Source organism: Stenotrophomonas maltophilia group sp. RY12688 (assembly GCF_052149045.1).
GTDB lineage: Bacteria > Pseudomonadota > Gammaproteobacteria > Xanthomonadales > Xanthomonadaceae > Stenotrophomonas > Stenotrophomonas sepilia.
The window spans coordinates 665,943-684,963 of record NZ_CP197389.1 but is presented as its reverse complement, the minus strand read 5'-3'; the positions used below and the strand labels follow the sequence as shown (position 1 = coordinate 684,963).

The window sequence follows — 19,021 nt, the reverse complement described above, 5'->3', positions numbered from 1 at the left end:
ATGCGTGGATGACCAATATCGCTCACGGCCGCCAGTTCGCGTTGCTCTCCCAGAACTCGACAGAACGCCGGTAGGCCTCGCGGTCCAACGGCACGCCGGAACCGCCCTCTTCCACGCCCAGCGCATTGCGCATCATCGTGATCGGCGCCATCGGCACCTCTTCCGGCTCGGCGGTATAGATACAGCCGACGATGCCCCAGTCGGCCTCGATCGGCGAGCCTTCCTTCGCCAGCTGCTCGGCGCTGTACAGGATCACCACCAGATAGTTCGCACGCGGCGACTCCACGCCCTCGAACCAGCGCACCAGCACCGGCAGTTCGTCGCGATTGCGTGCCTCGTAACCACTGCGCAGCAGATGGCGGTTGGCCTCGGTGATCGGCACGGTCAGGCAGCGCGTGCTGGTCCAGTTCTCGTAGACGAACAGTTTGCAGAACGGCGCATAGCCGTCCAGTACCTTCATCGGCGCGTGCGCGTTGAGGTGCGCTTCGAACTGTTCGGCAGTGCAGTCCTGGATCGTGTTGCCACGCGGTACGCGCGGGAACAGGCGGGGACGGGCGAAATCGGTGAGAACGATGGACATGGCGCGGCGTGATCAGGGAATCTGCTGCACAGAGTACCTGCCCACGCGGCATGGAGGGCGGGATGCCGATGGTCACTGGCATCGGCACCCGTGTTGGCGCACCCTGCAGGCGACCCCATGCAAGGATTGCCGGTTCATGGATGCACTACCCCGCTCCGCCCGTCGTCGCCGCTGGCCGCGCGTGCTGGCCGTGCTCCTGCTGGCCCCCCCCCTGTTGTTCACCGCCGCCCTGCTCTGGCCGCTGTCTGCACCACCGCTGCCCCACCCCGGCAACAGTCACGTGATCGTCAACGCACGCGTGGTGGACATCGCCCGCGGCCAGGCCAGCGAACCCACCACGGTGACCGTGCGCAACGGCACCATAACCGCCATCGGTGAAGACCCGCCGGAGACCACGTTGCCGGTTCTCGATGCGGGCGGACGCTGGCTGCTGCCCGGTTTCTGGGACATGCACACCCATGCACTGCAGCTGTCACCGCAACTGCAGTTCCCGTTGATGCTGGCCAACGGCATCACCGGTACCCGCGACATGATGGACTGCCCACAGGCCACCGATCCGCTGATCGCCTGCGTGGCCGACAAGCGCCGCTGGACCGCACAGGCCATTGCCGGGCAGCAGGTTGCACCGCGCTTCGTACAGATCGCCAGCTTCTATTTTGAAGACCCGGCGCTGACGCCGGATGCAGCGGGCGAACGTGCACACGCGTACCGCGCACGCGGCGTCGATGCGTTCAAGGTCTACAACCGCCTTCGCGCCGAGACCTACCAGCGGCTGGCCAGCGAAGCGCGGCAGCTGCATCTGCCCCTGGTCGGACACCTGCCCAGGGCGGTCCCGCTGGAAGCCGCATTGCACGCGGGCCAGCGCAGCTTCGAGCACGGCCATCTGTTCGTGCGCCATTGCGTGGACAGTGCCGCCGCCTGGCGCGAAGGCTCGCTCGATGACGGGAACCCGACCGCGCTCGCCGAAGCCATGGTGGGTGACTACCAGCCCGCCCTCTGCGCCCAGGCGTTCGACCTGATGCAGGCCAGCGGTGCGGCGTTCGTACCGACCCATGTCACCCGCGAAGAGGATGCACGCGCGCGCGATCCGGCGTTCGTCGACGACCCGCGCCTGGCCTACCTGGATCCGCTCTCGCGCTGGGCATGGCGCGACGATCTGAAGGCCACCGTGGCGCGCTATCCCGGCGCGCGCGGCGAACAGGCGCTGAAGGCCTACTTCACCCATGGCCTGGCGCTCACCGGCGCCGCCCATCGGGCTGGCGTGACCGTACTGGTCGGCACCGATACCGGACTGGGTGGACTGCGTTACCACGACGAACTGCAGTGGCTGCGGCAGGCGGGGCTGAGCCAGGCCGACGTGCTGCGTGCGGCCACGCTGCAGGCCGCGCGTCATCTGCAGCTGCAGGCATCGCATGGCAGCGTCGAGGTCGGCCGGGCCGCCGACCTGGTGTTGCTCGATGGCGATCCGCTGCTGGACACCGGCAACACGCGCCGCATCCACGCCGTGCTGCTGGCCGGGCACTTGTACGACCGCCCGCGCCTGGACGCACTGTGGGCGTACGCCCGTGCACAGGCACGCTCGCCGGCGGTGATGGCGCGCCTGCTGTGGGGCTTCATCACCAGCCCGGTCAGCGCTGAGCTGTAGCAGCCTGTCCCGCGCGAGCGCCCGGCAGCGGCCACGCTTCCACATATTCGCGCACATCCATCTTGATGAAGCGATATACTGATCCGCACCCGCCGCCGCCGCCCGTGCCATGACTGCCATCAGCTTCGAGTTCTATCCGCCCAAGACCGACGAACAGCGCAGCCAGCTGGATCGCGCCGCAGCCAAGCTGAAGGACTACGGCCCCGAGTACGTGTCCTGTACCTTCGGCGCTGGTGGCTCGACGCTGAGCTATACCTCCGAGACCGTGCGCCATCTCAACCAGCACCATGGCTTCGAGGCCGCACCGCATCTGTCGTGTGTCGGCGGCACCCGCCAGGAAATCCGCGAACTGCTCAAGCTGTACCGCGCCATCGGCTGCCATCGCCTGGTCGCGCTGCGCGGCGACCTGCCCTCCGGCATGGGCTTCCCCGGCGACATGCGCTATGCCGCCGAGCTGATCGAGTTCATCCGCGCCGAACACGGCGATGCGTTCCGCATCGAGGTAGGTGCCTACCCGGAGACCCACCCACAGGCCTCCGATGCATTGGCCGACCTGAAGCACTTCAAGGCCAAGATCGATGCCGGCGCCGACGCGGCGATCACCCAGTATTTCTACAACCCGGATGCGTACTTCCACTTCGTCGATGCCGTGCGCCGGCTCGGCGTACAGGTACCGATCACGCCCGGCATCATGCCGATCGCCAACTTCAGCCAGCTGCGCCGTTTCTCCGAGCAGTGCGGTGCGGAGATCCCGCGCTGGATCAGCCGCAAGATGCAGGCCTATGGCGATGACGCCGAATCGGTGCGGGCGTTCGGTACCGAAGTGGTCGCCAGGCTGTGCCAGCGCCTGGTCGAGGGCGGCGCGCCGGGCCTGCACTTCTACACCCTGAACCTGGCCAAGCCGACCACGTCGGTGCTGAAGCTGCTGCACGGCTGAAAGCACGCCATGCCACCGCGATCGGCGCTACCCTGCGTCGATGAACCGGCTTTCCTTCCTGCTGTTGCTGCTGTCATTGTGCTCGGCATCGAGCGTTGTCCATGCGCAGTCCACGCGCTTGAACCGCTGCACCGATGCGCAGGGCCAGAGCGTGTATACCGACCGGCCCTGCGACAGCGTCGGCGCCCGATCACGATTGCCACCGCCCGCGCCCACCGGCAGCACCCTGCGGCGAGACACCCTGGGGGCGCGCTGCCCACGGCGCCTTAGCGAGCTGGTGGACGCGCTGCGCATCGGCATCCTCAGCAACGATGTGAACCGGTTGTCGTCGCTGTACCTGTGGGGCGCGGTCTCCGATGCCGGTGCGCAGCGCATCCTCGGTCAACTGGAATCGCTGGCGCGGCGGCCGCTGGTAGACGTGGTACCGGTGTATCCCTCGCAGGCGCTGCCGCAATCGCAGGATGAGGATCAGAGCCCTGCGGCGCAGGTATCCGACCCGGAGCCGTCGGCCGTGCGGCATCCGGTCGGCCTGCGCCTGGAACAGACCCTGCCCGGCAGCGTGTCGCGCGCTTCGACGGTGCTGGGGTTGCGGCGTCAATACGGGTGTTTCTGGATCACGTTGTGACCGGACGGGTCGGATCCCTTTCCAGCGGAAAGGGCTCCGACCCCGGATTGCCGCGATGAGGTCAGAGCCCCGCTGCGCAGGGATCGGGCCCCGCATGCCGGCTCACGCCGGCCACAACCCGCCAATCGCAGCGATACCCTGCCCACCGTGGCGACGGGCTTCGGCGATATGGCCGGCGACCATCCCACCCAACGCGTAGATCGGCAGCGACACCTGCGCGCGCAGCGCGGCGAAGGCCTCCCAGCCCAGCGGCACTGCCCCGGGGTGGCTGGCCGTGGCCTGCACCGGGCCGAGCACCACGAAGTCGCAGCCCAGCCGCTGCGCCGCCTGCAGCTGCTCCAGGTCGTGGCAGGACGCGGCGACAAGCTGCCCTTCCGGCAAGGGCCGTTCCTGCAGGTCCTGCAGCTGCTCGCTGCCCAGGTGCACACCCACGCCCAGTGCGCGTGCCAGCGCGACATCGCGGTTGACCAGCCATTGCACGCCGCGACGATGCGCGCGCACGGCCTGTTCGATCATTGCCTGCCGTTGCGGGTGTTCCGGTGGCAGGCGCAGCTGGATGCGCTGCTGGCCCGCCGCGACCGCGCGCTGCAGGCAGTCATGCCAGTGCTGCACGCCGCTGGCATCGTCAGCCGGCGCCGGCGTGATCAGGTAGCGGTCCGGTTGGCGCAGTGCGGCCACCACCGGCAGGTCGGCCGGCGGCATCGAATAGCGGCCCAGCTTGTCCTGCGCCACCCAGGTGATCGCCTGGCCTTCGCGGCCGCGCGGGGTGCCCTTCCAGCTGCGCACATGGCGCACTTCCAGGGTCAGGTGCTTGTCCGGATAGCGCTGCGGCACGTCCATCAGCCAGGGCCCGACATCGGCCTCGATGCCCAGCTCTTCGCGCAGTTCACGCGCCAGCGCCTGTTCGGAGGTCTCGCCGGATTCGCGCTTGCCGCCGGGGAACTCCCACAGGCCGGCCATGTCGCGGTTCTCGGTACGGCGGTTGAGCAGCACGCGGCCACGGGCGTCGGTGATGACGGCGGCCACGACGTGGATCGATCGGGAGGGGGAAGGCATGGGGGAAGCATGCCCAGAACAGTGCGGCCGGCGCAATCACGGATCCGGTGCAACTCCCCCGCAACAAACGAAAAGCCCCGCTTTCGCGGGGCTCTTCGGGATCAGCTCAGCTGGCCGTGGCAGTGCTTGTACTTCTTGCCACTGCCGCACGGGCACGGATCGTTGCGGCCGATCTTCGGCTCGTCGCGCTGCATCTGCGCGACGCCCTGCTGCGCAGCCTGCACCTGCGCGGCTTCCTCGTCGGCACTGTAGCCGCCCGCATCCTGGTGCTGGAACTGCGACTGGCTCAGGCGAGCCTGCGCCTGCTGCCGCTCGGCGGCCTCCAGGGCCTGCACTTCCTCGTCGCTGCGGATACGCACGCGAGCCAGCAGGGTCACCACTTCGCGCTTGACGTTCTCCAGCATGTCCGAGAACAGCTCGAAGGCTTCCTTCTTGTATTCCTGCTTGGGCTGTTTCTGCGCGTAACCACGCAGGTAGATGCCCTGGCGCAGGTAATCCATGCGCGCCAGGTGCTCCTTCCAGCTCTGGTCCAGCACGGTCAGCATCACGTGCTTCTCCAGCGCGCGCATGGTCTCTTCGCCCAGGCTGGCTTCCTTCTCGGCGAAGTGCTGGTTGACGCGCTCCTGGACCTTGCTGGCGATGGCCTCGGCGTCCAGTTCCTCATGCTGCTTGACCAGGTCGGTCAGCGACATCTGCAGGCCGAAGTCCGACTCCAGGGTCGCTTCCAGGCCACGCAGGTCCCACTGCTCGTCGATCGAGTTCGGCGGCACGAAGCGCGCAACGATGTCGAAGATCACGTCGTCACGGATGCCGTCGACGTTGTCCTTCACCGATTCGGCGTCCAGCAGCTCGTCGCGCTGGGCGTAGATCACCTTGCGCTGATCGTTGTTGACGTCGTCGAAGTCCAGCAGGTTCTTGCGGATGTCGAAGTTGTGGGCCTCGACCTTGCGCTGCGCCTTTTCGATCTGGCGGCTGACCAGGCGGTCCTCGATGACGTCGTCTTCCTTCATGCCCATCATGCGCATGGCCTTCTGCACCCAGTCGGAGGCGAAGATGCGCATCAGGTTGTCTTCCAGCGACAGGTAGAAACGGGACGAACCCGGGTCACCCTGGCGGCCCGAACGGCCGCGCAGCTGGTTGTCGATACGACGCGACTCGTGGCGCTCGGTGCCGACGATATGCAGGCCGCCAGCGGCCTTCACTGCGTCGTGGCGCTTCTGCCATTCGGCCTTGACCGCCGCCTTCTGCTCGTCGGTTGCGTCCTCGCCCAGAGCGTGGATCTCGGCTTCCAGCGAGCCGCCCAGCACGATGTCGGTACCACGACCGGCCATGTTGGTGGCGATGGTCACCGCCGCCGGGCGGCCCGCGTTGGCGACGATGGTCGCTTCGCGGTCATGCTGCTTGGCGTTGAGCACTTCGTGCTTCACGCCGGCCTTGCTCAGGTGCTCGGACAGCATTTCCGAGGTTTCGATCGAGGTGGTACCCACCAGCACCGGCTGGCCGCGCTTGGCGCACTCTTCGATGTCGGCCAGCACCGCATTGAACTTGCCCTTGCGGTTGAGGAACACCTGGTCCGGGCTGTCCTTGCGGATGGTCGGGCGGTTGGTCGGGATCACCACCACTTCCAGGCCATAGATGCTCTGGAACTCGAACGCTTCGGTATCGGCCGTACCGGTCATGCCGGACAGCTTCTTGTACATGCGGAACAGGTTCTGGAAGGTGATGCTCGCCAGCGTCTGGTTCTCGCGCTGCACCGGCACGCCTTCCTTCGCTTCCACCGCCTGGTGCAGGCCATCGGACCAGCGGCGGCCGGCCAGGGTACGGCCGGTGAATTCGTCGACGATGACCACTTCGCCATCGCGCACGATGTAGTCCACGTCACGCTGGTAGATCGCGTGCGCGCGCAGGGCGGCGTTGAGGTGGTGCACCACGGTCAGGTTCTGCGCCGCGTACAGGCCTTCGGTCTCGCCATCGAGGATGCCGGCCTCGACCAGCAGCTGCTCGGCGTGCTCCATGCCCGCTTCGGACAGGTGCACCTGCTTGCCCTTCTCGTCGACCCAGAAATCGCCTTCGCCGTCTTCCGCTTCCTGCTTGACCAGGTGCGGCACGACACGGTTGACGCGGATGTACAGCTCCGGGGAATCATCGGCCGGACCGGAGATGATCAGCGGGGTGCGCGCTTCGTCGATCAGGATGGAGTCGACTTCGTCGACGATGGCGTAGTGCAGGCCGCGCTGGTAGCGGTCGGCCTTGGACAGCGCCATGTTGTCGCGCAGGTAGTCGAAACCGAATTCGTTGTTGGTGCCGTAGGTGATGTCCGCAGCGTAGGCTTCGCGCTTGTCGCTGTGCGGCATGCCCGGGTACACCACGCCCACGCTCAGGCCCAGCCAGTTGTACAGCTTGCCCATCTGCGCGGCGTCGCGGCGGGCCAGGTAGTCGTTCACGGTGACCACGTGCACGCCCTTGCCTTCCAGCGCGTTGAGGTACACCGGCAGGGTCGCCACCAGGGTCTTGCCTTCACCGGTGCGCATTTCTGCGATCTTGCCCAGGTGAAGCACCATGCCGCCGATCAGCTGCACGTCGTAGTGGCGCATGCCCAGCACGCGGCGACCGGCTTCGCGGCAGACCGCGAACGCTTCCGGCAGCACCTTGTCCAGGGCTTCACCGCCAGCAATGCGCTGCTTGAACTCCGGCGTCTTGGCCTGAAGCTGCTCGTCGGACAGCTTCTCGATCTCCGGCTCCAGCGCATTGATCTTGGCGACGATGCGGTTGAGCTGGCGCAGCTGTCGTTCGTTACGACTGCCAAATACGCGGGTAAGCAGGCTGTTGATCATTGAAGGAACCGGGTTGGATGGACACGACGCCCGGCCTCCCCCTGGGGATCCGTCCGCCGCAAACGAAACAGGGCGCCTGGCGCCCTGTCGATGGCAACACCCATTGTAGCTTGGGACGGCCGCAAGGGGTTTCAACCCTTTGGCGGCAATGGCATCCGAACATTCCCGGTAGTGCCGGCCGCTGGCCGGCAATCCGCGATGCTGCCGAAATCCATGAGGTTGCCGGCCAGCGGCCGGCACTACCAGATCAACCGAGTCGGGTCAGAGCCCTTGCGCGGCGCGGAAGGGATCCGACCCGGGGATCAACCGCGGCTGACCCGCCCGACCGGCGTGTTGCCGCCGTCGCCGAGGAACTTGCGCGGGTTGACCACGTTGCCGTTCTCCCACACCTCGAAGTGCACGTGGGCACCGGTCGAACGGCCGGTGGAACCGGCCTTGGCCACTTCCTGGCCGGCACGGACCAGGTCGCCGGCCTTCACCACCAGGCGCGAATTGTGCGCGTAGCGGGTGACATAGCCATTGCCATGGTCGACATCGACGACATTGCCGTAGCCGCCCTTCACGCCGGCGAAGCTGACCACGCCCTCGGCCACGGCCATCACCGGGTCACCGACCTTTGCGTGGAAGTCCATGCCCTTGTGGGTGGCGGCGCCGCGGCCGAACGGGTCGGCACGGGTGCCGAAGCCGGACGTCACATAGCTGTTGCGGATCGGCATGCGCGACGGCACGGCGTTCTGCTGCAGCTGGTGGTCGAACATCAGCGATTCCATCACCGACAGCTGGCGGCCTGAAGCAGCGAAGCGCTGCTCCAGCACCTGTAAGTCGGCGTTGACGTCCTTGACCGGGATGTCGCTGGTCGGGCCGCCTGCGTCACCGTCACCGAGGCCGGGGGTCTCGTTGAAGTCGAACTCGCCGTCCTCCAGCTTGCCCATCTGGGTCAGCCGTTCGCCGAGGGCGTTGAGGCGGGTCGCCTGGGCCTGCAGCTCGCCGAGGCGGGCCGCCAGCGCATTGACCTGGGTCTGCGCATCGCGCTTGACCTTGGCCAGCTCCGCATCCTGGCGCTCGACCTTGGCCTGCAGCCGGGAATCATTCAGCGCGCTGGCGCCAATGCCGCCAGCAAGGCCGATAATGCAGCCTACCCCGAGCACGCTGCCCAGCAGGGCGCGGGGGCGGTCCTCGAAATAGAACCGCAAACGCGTGATCGGCGACGATTTGGCCTGTCCTTCACGCGTTTTGATTACGATCTTTTTGAATGCCATCAGTGAGTTTTCATGTCTGAGCCGAAATCCAGCGTTCGCCCCGCGTCGGCACCGAAACCGGCGCTGGATGCGGTAATGGCGGACAAAAGCGGGAACCCGCTGCGGCGTGCCCTGTGGCTCGACGCGCTGGACCGTCAGTTGCGCCCCCAGTTGCCGCCACCTCTGCGCAGCCGTTGCCGGCTGGCCAATGTGGACGGGGAACACCTCGTTTTTCTCGTCGAGTCCCCGGTCTGGCATGCCAAGTTGCGGCTTGCCGAAGCCCAGCTGCTCGACGCGGCCCGTTCCATCGGGCTGAAGGCCACCAGGGTGACCATCAAGACTGCGTCTCCCACTCCCACGCGCTCCCCAGCGCTCGACAACCGGAATGGACCCCACGCAGTTTCAGCCGCCACGCACAAAGGGCTACGCGACGCCTTGGCTTGCCTGCAGGACGTTCCCTCGAAGCCGAAGAAACGGTCCTGATGGCAACGGAGCATCCGGCTCCGCTCCCCGTCGCGCGTGTCACCACGGCGTGAAACATTTCGGGGGCCGGGTCGCATCCTAGCGGCCATCCGGGGGCCTGTCGTTAGATTGTTGTTAAAACTGCGTTAAATTCAGGCTTCTGATCCAACAGGTTCACAAAACCGTGACCTTGAACCAGCCTTGACGTCTTTCAAGCACGCTGAATGCGTCGCCAACGCCGGAAACAAGAACGCCGCCCAGGAAGGCGGCGTTTTTATCTTTAAATTCAACAACCTATGGAATCATGCGTACGCCGGGGTGGCGTATTCCACCGGATCCGGGGTGGCCGGCGAGTCGAAGCTGACCCATTCCCAGGCACTGGCATCGGCCATCAGGGCCCGCACCAGCTTGTTGTTGAGCGCGTGGCCGGACTTGAAGCCTTCGTAGGCACCCAACACCTGGCCACCGGCCAGATAGAGGTCGCCGATGGCGTCAAGGATCTTGTGGCGCACGAATTCGTCGGCGTAGCGCAAGCCGTCTTCGTTGAGCACGCGGAACTCGTCCAGCACGATGGCGTTGTCCATCGAACCGCCCAGGCCCAGGTTGCGCTCGCGCATGTACTCCAGGTCGCGCATGAAACCAAAGGTGCGCGCGCGGGAGATTTCCTTGGTGTAGGCCAGCGTCGAGAACTCGATTTCCTGGCGCGACTGCTTGGCCGGAATCATCGGGTGGTTGAACTGGATGGTGAAACCCAGCTTGTAACCCTCGTACGGGGTGAAGCGGGCCACCTTGTCGCCCTCGGTCACTTCCACGGTCTTCAGCACGCGGATGAAGCGCTTGGGCGCATCCTGTTCCACGATGCCTGCCGACTGCAGCAGGAACACGAACGGGCCGGCCGAACCGTCCATGATCGGCAGCTCGGCCGAGGACAGCTCGACGATGATGTTGTCCACACCCAGGCCGGCCAGCGCCGACATCAGGTGTTCGACGGTCTGGATCTTGGCGTCGTTGCAGGTCAGGCCGGTGCACAGGGTCACTTCGGTGACCAGTTCGGCCTTGGCCGGCACTTCCACCACCGGGTCCAGGTCCACGCGGCGGAACACGATGCCATGGTTGACCGGTGCCGGGCGCAGGGTCATGTAGACCTTGTCACCACTATGCAGGCCAACGCCGGTGGCGCGGATCGTGTTCTTGAGGGTGCGTTGCTGGATCATGGGGATGGACCGGAAGTGACACATTAGATTAACACGCGCACTCCCCTACCCTGGCTGAAACGCCAGTGACAGCCACCGGCAGGACACACCGGCACGCCGCTGGGAAAGCGCGTGAAGCAGGGCGGCCGGGCCCATCCTGGCCCGGCGCCCGCATTTTCAGGACATGGTGGCGCAACCCGGGGAGGACAACCCCGGGCCGCCCCGCTTAGTCCGCCTGGCGGCGCAGGAAGGCCGGGATGTCCAGGTAGTCGTTCGGCAGTTCCGCCGCTGCCGGGGCCGAAGCCGCCGGGGCCGACGGGGCCGACGCCGCCGCGGTATCGCTGCTGGCGCGACGCAGGCCCAGGCCCATGCCGCCCACGGCCTTGGACACGGCATCGCCGCCGTTGTCGAACTCGCCGAACTCCGGCTGGCCAGTGGTGGCGTTACGGACCAGCTTGATCGGTGCACGCTCGCCCGGACGCTGGGTCTTGCTGGCCGAGACGCGGTTCAGGCCAGTGGCCACCACGGTCACGCGCACTTCGTCCTGCATGTCCGGGTCCAGCACGGTGCCGACCACGACGGTGGCGTCTTCCGAAGCGAAACCGTCGATGGTGCGGCCGATCTCGTCGAACTCGGCCATGGTGAAGTCGGCGCCGGCGGTGATGTTGACCAGGATGCCGTTGGCACCGGCCAGGTTCACATCGTCCAGCAGCGGGTTCTGGATCGCCGATTCGGCAGCGGCCTGGGCGCGGTCATCGCCCCGTGCGGTGCCGGTACCCATCATCGCCAGGCCCATTTCGGACATGACGGTGCGCACGTCGGCGAAGTCGACGTTGATCAGGCCCGGACGCACGATCAGGTCGGCGATGCCCTGCACGGCGCCCTGCAGCACGTCGTTGGCGGCGCGGAAGGCCTGGATCATGGTCGCGTTGCGACCCAGCACGGTGATCAGCTTCTCGTTCGGGATCGTGATCAGCGAGTCGCAGTGCTGGCTCAGTTCCTCGATGCCCTTCAGCGCCACCTGCATGCGGCGACGGCCTTCGAACGGGAACGGCTTGGTGACCACGGCCACGGTCAGGATGCCCATTTCCTTGGCCAGCTGCGCCACCACCGGCGCAGCGCCGGTGCCGGTGCCGCCGCCCATGCCGGCGGTGATGAACACCATGTCCGCGCCCTGCAGCGCGTCCATGATGCGCTCACGGTCTTCCAGCGCGGCCTGGCGGCCGACTTCCGGGTTCGCGCCTGCGCCCAGGCCCTTGGTCACGTTGGTACCCAGCTGCAGCTGCAGCTTGGCACCACAATTCTTGATGGCCTGCGAGTCGGTGTTGGCGGTGATGAACTCCACGCCGTCCACCGCCGAGTTGACCATGTGCGCCACGGCATTGCCGCCGCCGCCGCCCACGCCAACCACCTTGATCACCGCATTGGGTGCCATCTTTTCGATCAGTTCAAAATGCGCCATGTCCGTGTCCTCGTTGTATCCGCTTGTCGGTGGCATGGACGGTCGGGCCTCCTGCCTTCGCGTGTCATGTTGCCGTTGCGGCTGTGTGGGTTGTGTAGTGCGTTGTTGCGTTGTGATGCGGGTACTGCGGGTGTTGCGCCGGGCCGGGCCCGGAGTTACGGGTTCCGCGTCAGAACTCGCCGCGGAACCAGGTCTTGAGTTTCTTGAACATGCTTCCAGCGCGCCCGGTCGGCAGCGACGGCCGCCGCGGGTGCTCGATCTGGCTGCCCATCAGCAGCAGGCCCACGCCGGTGGCGTGCACCGGGTTGCCGACCACTTCGCCCAGGCCGGTGACGTGCTGCGGGATGCCCACGCGCACCGGCATCTGCAGCATTTCCTCGGCCAGTTCGACCACGCCTTCCATCTTCGATGCGCCCCCGGTCAGCACCATGCCGGCGCGCACCAGTTCCTCGAAGCCGGAGCGGCGCAGTTCGGCCTGCACCATCTCGAAGATCTCCTCGTAACGGCCCTGCACGGCCTGCGCCAGCGAATGGCGCGGCATGCGGCGCGGCGGGCGGTCGCCGACCGACGGCACCTGGATGCTCTCCTCGGCCGTGGCCAGCTGGGCCAGAGCGCAGGCATAGCGCACCTTGATCTGCTCGGCTTCCGGGGTCGGCGTGCGCAGCATGTGCGCGATGTCGTTGGTCACGTGGTCGCCGGCGATCGGCAGCGAGGCGGTGTGGCAGATCGCGCCCTGCACGAACACCGCGATGTCGGTGGTACCGGCGCCCATGTCGACCAGCACCACGCCCAGCTCGCGCTCGTCGGCGGTCAGCACCGCCACGCTGGAGGCCAGCGAGGACAGCACCAGGTCGTCCACCTGCAGGCCGCAGCGCTGCACGCACTTGCTGATGTTGGCCGCCGCCGACTGCGCGCACACCACCAGGTGCGCATGTACCTCCAGGCGCACGCCGGTCATGCCGACCGGGTTGCGGATGCCCTCCTGCGAATCGTCCAGCACGTACTCGCGCGGAATCGCGTGCAGGATCTTCTGGTCGGCCGGGATCGCCACCGCCTTGGCTGCGTCGAGCACGCGATCCAGGTCGCCCCAGGTCACTTCACCGTCGCGGATCGGCACGATGCCCGGCGAGTTCTTGCACTGCACGTGGTTGCCGGAGATCGAGGCGTACACCGAACGGATCTCGCAGCCGGCCATCAGCTCGGCTTCTTCCACCGCACGCTGGATCGACTGCACGGTCGATTCGATGTCCACCACCACGCCACGCTTCAGCCCGCGCGATTCGTGCGAGCCGATGCCGATCACTTCGATCGGGTTGCCCGGCGAATACTCGCCCACCAGCGCCACCACCTTGGAGGTGCCAATGTCCAGGCCAACGATCAGCGATTTGTCACCCTTGCGATTCATGTCCTTTCCTGCGTGCTTCTGGCCGGGGTCGCCGGCGTTTTCGCCGGCGTGGCCGGGGTACCCCAGCTCAGCGTGAAACCATTGGTGTAACGGAGGTCGGCGCGCTCGATCGGCGCGTCCTGGCGGTTGAGCTGCGGCAGCACCTTGACGAAGCGCTGCATGCGCGAGCGCGCGTCGTCACGGCCGACCACCACTTCGGTGCCGTTGCTCAGCACCAGCGACCAGCTGCCGCGAGCATCCATCGTCACCCGGCGCACGTCGACGCCGGCCGGTGCGAACAAGGCACGCGAGTCGCTGTACAGCTTCATCACTTCCTGGGTCTGGCTGTCCGGGCCATCCAGCTCCGGCAGTTCCAGGCCGGACAGTTTCTTCGGCGTGGGGAACAGCTTGCCCTGCTCGGAGACCAGGCGGTCGTTGCCCCAGCGTGCGAACGGCTTGTGCTCGACCAGGGTCACTTCCAGCACATCCGGCCACTGCTTGCGTACCTGCGCGCTTTCCACCCACGGCAGCTTTTCCAGCGCGTCCTGCGCATCCTGCAGCTTGACCGCGAAGAACCCGGCGCGCGCGTACGGCAGCAGCACCTGCTGCAGCTGCTCGGCCGGTACCCGCTTGAACTCGCCATGCACGCGCAGCTTCGCCAGCGGCCAGCGCTCGGCGCCGACCCAGCCATTGACCACGGCCACCACCGGCAGTGCAACCACCGACAGTGCCAACAGCCAGACGAAGATGCGCAGCAGCGCGTTCATGCGTGCGTGGCCTCCAGGGTCTGTTCCAGCACGCGCCACACCAGTTCCTCGAAACCGATGCCGGCCTGGCGGGCCGCCTTGGGTACCAGCGAATGGCTGGTCATACCCGGCGCGGTGTTCACTTCCAGCAGGAAGAAACGGCCGCTGGCGCGGTCACGCATCACGTCCACGCGGCCCCAGCCACGGCAGCCGGCGGCGCGGAATGCGGCCAGCGCGATGCGGCGGATCTCGTCTTCGTCGCTACCGTCCAGGCCCGGGCACAGGTACTGGGTGTCCTCGGCGATGTACTTGGCGTTGTAGTCGTACCACTGGCCCTTGGGCACGATGCGGATCGACGGCAGGGCAACGTCGCCAAGGATGGCCACGGTCAGCTCATCGCCCACCACCATCTGCTCCATCAGCAACTGGCCGTCGTAGCGCGCGGCCAGGGCCACGGCCTCGTCCAGGCCGGCCTCGTCGGTGACCCGGCTGATGCCCACGCTGGAGCCTTCGTTGGCCGGCTTCACCACCACCGGCAGGCCCAGCTCTGCCGCCAGTGCATGCACGTTCGACGCGTCGACCTTGCGGTACTGCGGCGTTGGCAGGCCCAGCGACAGCCACACCTGCTTGGTGCGGATCTTGTCCATGCTCAGCGCCGAACCCAGCACGTCCGAGCCGGTGTACGGCACGCCGAAGGCGTCCATCAGGCCCTGCACGATGCCGTCCTCACCGCCACCGTTGTGGCCATGCAGGATGTTGAACACGCGGTCGATGCCACCGGCGGCGAGCGCGCTGGCCAGCGCCGGAATGCCATCGACGGCGAACGCATCGACGCCGCGCGACTGCAGGGCTTCGAGCACGTTGCGGCCCGAATCCAGCGACACCTCGCGTTCGCTGGAACTGCCGCCGAGCAGCACGGCGACGCGGCCGAACACGGCCGGGTCGGTCACGCGCAGCGGCGGGAAAGTCAGCGCGCTCACACCTGGCCCTCCCCATGGAAGCCTTCCACCGCGATATGGGCGGCCACGGCACCGATATCGCCGGCCCCCATCATCAGCAGCAAGTCACCGTCCTGCAGCACGTCCGGCAGCACGCTGGCCAGCTCGGCGGCCTTGCCCACCACCACCGGCTCGCTGCGGCCACGCGCGCGGATGGCGCGGGCCAGCGCATGCGAGTCGGCACCGGCAATGGGTTCCTCACCGGCCGGATAGACCTCGCTCAGCACCAGCGCGTCGACGCTGGACAGCACCGCGGCAAACTTGTCGAACTGGTCACGGGTGCGGCTGTAGCGGTGCGGCTGGAAGGCCACCACCAGGCGCTTGTCAGCCCAGCCGCCGCGAGCGGCGGCGAACACCGCCTCCAGCTCGCTCGGGTGATGGCCGTAGTCGTCGATGATGCGCACCTTGGCACCGCTGGCGGTGGTCACTTCGCCCAGGTCATTGAAGCGGCGGCCGACACCGGCGAAGCCTTCCAGCGCGCGCGCGATGGCGTCCGGTGCCACGCCCAGCTGCCAGCCCACCGCGGCGGCGGCCAGCGCGTTGAGTACGTTGTGCCTGCCCGGCAGCGCCAGCACCACTTCCTGGCTGGTGCCCTGCGGCAGGCGCAGCGTGAAGCGCATGCGCGATCCTTCCTGCACCACGTTCTCGGCGCGCACGTCGGCCTGCGGGCTCATGCCGTAGCTCATCACGTGGCGCGGGGTCCTGGCAGCCAGCGCGGCCACTTCCGGATCGTCGATGCACAGCACCGCCAGGCCGTAGAACGGCAGGCGCTGCAGGAATTCGGCGAACGCCGCCTGCACGCGGGCAAAGTCGTTGCCGTAGTTCTCCAGGTGGTCCGCATCGATGTTGGTGATGATCGACATCAGCGGGTTCAGGCGCAGGAAGCTGCCATCGCTTTCGTCGGCCTCGGCCACCAGCCACTGCCCACCGCCCAGCTTGGCGTTGGCACCGGCAGCCAGCAGCTGGCCACCGATCACGAACGTCGGGTCCAGGCCACCTTCGCTCAGCACCGCTGCGGTCAGGCTGGTGGTGGTGGTCTTGCCATGGGTACCGGCCACGGCGATGCCGCGGCGGAAGCGCATCAGCTCGGCCAGCATCGCCGCGCGCGGCATGATCGGAATGCGCTGGCTGCGCGCTTCCATCAGCTCCGGGTTGTCCTCGCGGATGGCGCTGGAGACCACCACGCAGTCGGTGCCCAGCACATTGGCTGCCGAGTGGCCGCGCATGATGCGCGCACCCAGGCTGGCCAGGCGGCGGGTCGCTACGTTGTCGGCGTTGTCCGAGCCGGACACTTCGTAGCCCAGCGTCAGCATCACTTCGGCGATGCCACTCATGCCGGTGCCACCGATGCCGACGAAATGCACGCGCGGGAACGCGCGCACCAGGTCGTTGGTGTCGTGCAGGCGACGGATCATGCGCGGCCTCGCGCAGGGCAGGCGCGGTGGCATGCCTTCTTCATACAGCTTCCTCGAGAATGATATCGGCGATGCGCTCGGCGGCATCGACCTTGGCCAGGGCACGCGCGGCTTGCGCCATCTGCATGCGGCGGGCGGGATTTTCGGACAGATCGCGCAGCAGTGCGGCAATGCCGTCGGCCAGCGTTCCGTCCTGCTTCAGCAACACCGCCGCGCCGCGCTCGACCAGGTACTCCGCATTGCGGGTCTGGTGATCGTCGACGGCAGCAGGGAATGGCACCAGCACGCTGCCGACGCCGGCCGCGCACAGCTCGGCCAGGGTCGACGCACCGGAGCGGCACACGACCAGATCGGCCCAGGCGAAGGCCTCGGCCATGTCCGCGATGAACGGGGTGATTTCAGCCTGCACGCCGGCCTTGGCATACGCCTCGACCGCCTCGGCATGCATTTTCTCGCCGCTCTGGTGGCGCACCTGGACCGGCACGCCGGCACCCAGCGCGGCAATCGCCTGCGGCACGCCGGCATTGAGTGCGCGCGCACCCTGGCTGCCGCCCACCACCAGCACGCGCAGCGGGCCGTTGCGGTCGGCGAAGCGCTGTTCCGGCGGAGCGATGGCGGCGATCTCCGCACGCACCGGGTTGCCGACGAACTCCTCGCGCTGGGCGAAGGTGCCCGGGAAGCCGGTCAGCAGCCGGCGCGCATAGCGCGACAGGATGCGGTTGGTCAGGCCCGGTGCACGGTTCTGCTCATGCACGATCAGCGGCAGGCCATGCAGGCGCGTGGCCATGCCACCCGGGCCGGAGGCGAAGCCACCGAAGGCCACCACCGCACGCGGCTGGCGCTTGCGGATGATCATGCCGGCCGCGCGCAGCGCGCGCATCAGCCGCCATGGCGCCGCCAGCAGCGCCAGCTTGCCCTTGCCGCGCAGGCCGGTGATCGCCAGCGTGTCGATGGCGATGTCGTGCTGCGGCACCAGGCGGGTTTCCATCGCGCCTTCGGCGCCCATCCAGGTGACCGGCACGCCACGCTCGCGCAGCACGCGGGCCACGGCCAGGCCGGGGAAGATGTGACCGCCGGTACCACCGGCCAGGATCATCACCGGGCGCACCTTCTCGTTGGCTGCACTCATGACAGCCTCCCGAAGGTCGGTTCGATGCGCGACTGCAGGCGGCTGGTGCCGCGCGCTGCGTTCGCCGCAGCGGCAGCCGTCGGCTCGGCGCTCGCCGGCACGCTGGCGGCCACCGGCGTGGCGGCGGCGTCCATCGGCTCGGCAGCCGTTTCTTCGGCGCCACCGATGCGCACGGCCTGGCGACGCTCGGCGCGCTTGAGCTCATAGGACACGCGCAGCAGCAGGCCCATCGCCACGCAGGTCATCAGCACCGACGAGCCGCCGGAGGAGATCAGCGGCAGAGTCAGGCCCTTGGTCGGCAGGATACCCAGGTTCACGCCGATCGAAACGAAGGTCTGCATGCTGATCCACAGGCCGATGCCGAAGGCGATGTAGCCGGAGAAGTGGCGCTTCATTTCCACGCAGCGCATGCCCAGCCAGAAGGTACGGCCGACCAGCAGCGCGTACAGCGCCACGATCACGCAGGTACCCAGGAAACCGAATTCCTCAGCGGTGACCGAGAAGATGAAGTCGGTATGCGCTTCCGGCAGGTAGTAGAGCTTCTGCACCGAATTGCCCAGGCCGACGCCGGTCCACTCGCCACGGCCCACCGCCATCAGCGCGTTGGACAGCTGGTAGCCGTCGCCCTGCTGGTCGGCCCACGGGTCCAGGAACGAGGTGATGCGGCGCATGCGGTACGGCTCGATGATCGCCAGCGCGCTCATGCCGACCAGGCCGATGACCACCGGCATCGACATGCGCGGCATGTTCACCCCGCCCAGCACCAGCATGCCGGCGGTGATCGCCAGCAGCAGGGTCGAAGAACCAAAGTCCGGCTGCAGCAGCAGCAGCACCACCAGCGCACCGGCCACGCCCAGCGGCTTGAGCATCGCCGGCCAGGTCGCATTGACCTCGTCGCGGAAGCGCACCAGGTAGCTGGACAGCCAGACGATGTACAGCACCTTCACCGCCTCGACCGTCTGGAACTTGGAGATGCCCAGGTTGATCCAGCGGCGTGCGCCGTTGACCGTGCTGCCCAGGCCCGGCGCGAACACCGCCAGCAGCAGCACGAAGCAGCCCAGCAGCAGCATCTGGTTGTACTGCTCGATGGACTTCAGCTCGGTGCGGGCGGCGATGACCGCCAGCACGATACCCACCGCCAGGAAGATCAGGTGGCGGTTGAGGTAGTAGAACGGGCTGCTCATCAAGGCGATCGAGCTGGACGCCACCATCACCACGCCCACGCCGGTGAGCGCGATGATCGCGCCCAGCAGCCACTTGTCGTAGCTGCCTTCGATGGCTTCAAGGCGTGTTGCCTGGCGGGACAGGTCGTTCATC

15 protein-coding genes and 1 pseudogene are annotated in these 19,021 nt (G+C 67.3%); 4 read left to right on the top strand and 12 right to left on the bottom strand.

Going from position 1 to position 19,021, the window contains the following annotated elements; translation table 11 throughout:
• Nucleotides 1–22 precede the first annotated feature (22 nt).
• Nucleotides 23–580: a DUF3228 family protein gene (locus ACS0OT_RS03075; protein WP_053498826.1), complete on the bottom strand. Its 558-nt coding sequence runs from the start codon at nt 578–580 to the stop codon at nt 23–25.
• A gap of 136 nt (nt 581–716) precedes the next feature.
• Here ACS0OT_RS03075 and ACS0OT_RS03070 point away from each other — a divergent pair, with 136 nt between their 5' ends.
• From ACS0OT_RS03070 to ACS0OT_RS03060, 3 genes are all read left to right on the top strand, one after another.
• On the top strand, nt 717–2,225 hold the full coding sequence (locus tag ACS0OT_RS03070) for an amidohydrolase family protein (protein WP_138953230.1): 1,509 nt from the start codon (nt 717–719) through the stop codon (nt 2,223–2,225).
• Between the two features lie 109 nt (nt 2,226–2,334).
• Nucleotides 2,335–3,162, top strand: coding sequence for a methylenetetrahydrofolate reductase [NAD(P)H] (gene metF / locus ACS0OT_RS03065; protein WP_005415304.1), 828 nt, complete (start codon nt 2,335–2,337; stop codon nt 3,160–3,162).
• A 40-nt stretch (nt 3,163–3,202) separates the two neighbouring features.
• Entirely contained in the window at nt 3,203–3,787 is a 585-nt protein-coding gene (locus ACS0OT_RS03060; protein WP_053498830.1) for a DUF4124 domain-containing protein, read from the top strand.
• Between the two features lie 102 nt (nt 3,788–3,889).
• Here the strand turns inward: ACS0OT_RS03060 and ACS0OT_RS03055 are convergent, their stop codons facing one another.
• The 3 genes from ACS0OT_RS03055 to ACS0OT_RS03045 all read right to left on the bottom strand — a co-directional run bounded on the left by ACS0OT_RS03055 (nt 3,890) and on the right by ACS0OT_RS03045 (nt 8,936).
• Nucleotides 3,890–4,843, bottom strand: a complete 954-nt coding sequence (locus ACS0OT_RS03055; protein WP_329847280.1) for a Nudix family hydrolase — start codon at nt 4,841–4,843, stop codon at nt 3,890–3,892.
• Between the two features lie 101 nt (nt 4,844–4,944).
• Nucleotides 4,945–7,677 (bottom strand): preprotein translocase subunit SecA, encoded by a 2,733-nt coding sequence (gene secA, locus ACS0OT_RS03050; protein ID WP_005415301.1) that lies wholly within the window; start codon nt 7,675–7,677, stop codon nt 4,945–4,947.
• A 302-nt stretch (nt 7,678–7,979) separates the two neighbouring features.
• Nucleotides 7,980–8,936 carry a M23 family metallopeptidase gene (locus ACS0OT_RS03045; protein WP_053498833.1) on the bottom strand — a complete coding sequence of 319 codons (957 nt, stop codon included), beginning with the start codon at nt 8,934–8,936 and terminating at the stop codon, nt 7,980–7,982.
• 12 nt (nt 8,937–8,948) lie between these two features.
• Here ACS0OT_RS03045 and ACS0OT_RS03040 point away from each other — a divergent pair, with 12 nt between their 5' ends.
• Nucleotides 8,949–9,398: a DUF721 domain-containing protein gene (locus ACS0OT_RS03040; RefSeq protein WP_049413132.1), complete on the top strand. Its 450-nt coding sequence runs from the start codon at nt 8,949–8,951 to the stop codon at nt 9,396–9,398.
• Nucleotides 9,399–9,679: 281 nt separating this feature from the next.
• On the opposite strand, the gene lpxC is transcribed toward ACS0OT_RS03040, so the two are convergent.
• From lpxC to ftsW, 8 genes and pseudogenes are all read right to left on the bottom strand, one after another.
• Nucleotides 9,680–10,591 (bottom strand): UDP-3-O-acyl-N-acetylglucosamine deacetylase, encoded by a 912-nt coding sequence (gene lpxC, locus ACS0OT_RS03035; protein WP_005415298.1) that lies wholly within the window; start codon nt 10,589–10,591, stop codon nt 9,680–9,682.
• Nucleotides 10,592–10,796: 205 nt separating this feature from the next.
• On the bottom strand, nt 10,797–12,032 hold the full coding sequence (gene ftsZ, locus ACS0OT_RS03030) for a cell division protein FtsZ (RefSeq protein WP_005415297.1): 1,236 nt from the start codon (nt 12,030–12,032) through the stop codon (nt 10,797–10,799).
• 169 nt (nt 12,033–12,201) lie between these two features.
• Nucleotides 12,202–13,437 (bottom strand): cell division protein FtsA, encoded by a 1,236-nt coding sequence (gene ftsA, locus ACS0OT_RS03025; RefSeq protein WP_005408083.1) that lies wholly within the window; start codon nt 13,435–13,437, stop codon nt 12,202–12,204.
• Nucleotides 13,438–13,505: 68 nt separating this feature from the next.
• Nucleotides 13,506–14,183, bottom strand: a pseudogene (locus tag ACS0OT_RS03020) (cell division protein FtsQ/DivIB); the annotation flags it as partial.
• The gene (locus tag ACS0OT_RS03015; RefSeq protein ID WP_065178757.1) at nt 14,180–15,142 is read right to left on the bottom strand and encodes a D-alanine--D-alanine ligase; all 963 of its coding nucleotides are present in this window, start codon (nt 15,140–15,142) and stop codon (nt 14,180–14,182) included. The pseudogene ACS0OT_RS03020 and the gene ACS0OT_RS03015, both read right to left, overlap by 4 nt.
• Complete coding sequence (murC, locus tag ACS0OT_RS03010) at nt 15,139–16,575, bottom strand: UDP-N-acetylmuramate--L-alanine ligase (RefSeq protein ID WP_442256031.1); 1,437 nt, start codon at nt 16,573–16,575, stop codon at nt 15,139–15,141. The genes ACS0OT_RS03015 and murC overlap by 4 nt, the downstream gene beginning before the upstream one ends.
• 40 nt (nt 16,576–16,615) lie before the next feature.
• Entirely contained in the window at nt 16,616–17,704 is a 1,089-nt protein-coding gene (gene murG / locus ACS0OT_RS03005) for an undecaprenyldiphospho-muramoylpentapeptide beta-N-acetylglucosaminyltransferase (RefSeq protein WP_005415293.1), read from the bottom strand.
• Entirely contained in the window at nt 17,701–19,020 is a 1,320-nt protein-coding gene (ftsW, locus tag ACS0OT_RS03000) for a putative lipid II flippase FtsW (RefSeq protein ID WP_005415292.1), read from the bottom strand. Before ftsW ends, murG begins: the two co-directional genes overlap by 4 nt.
• Nucleotide 19,021: the final 1 nt, after the last annotated feature.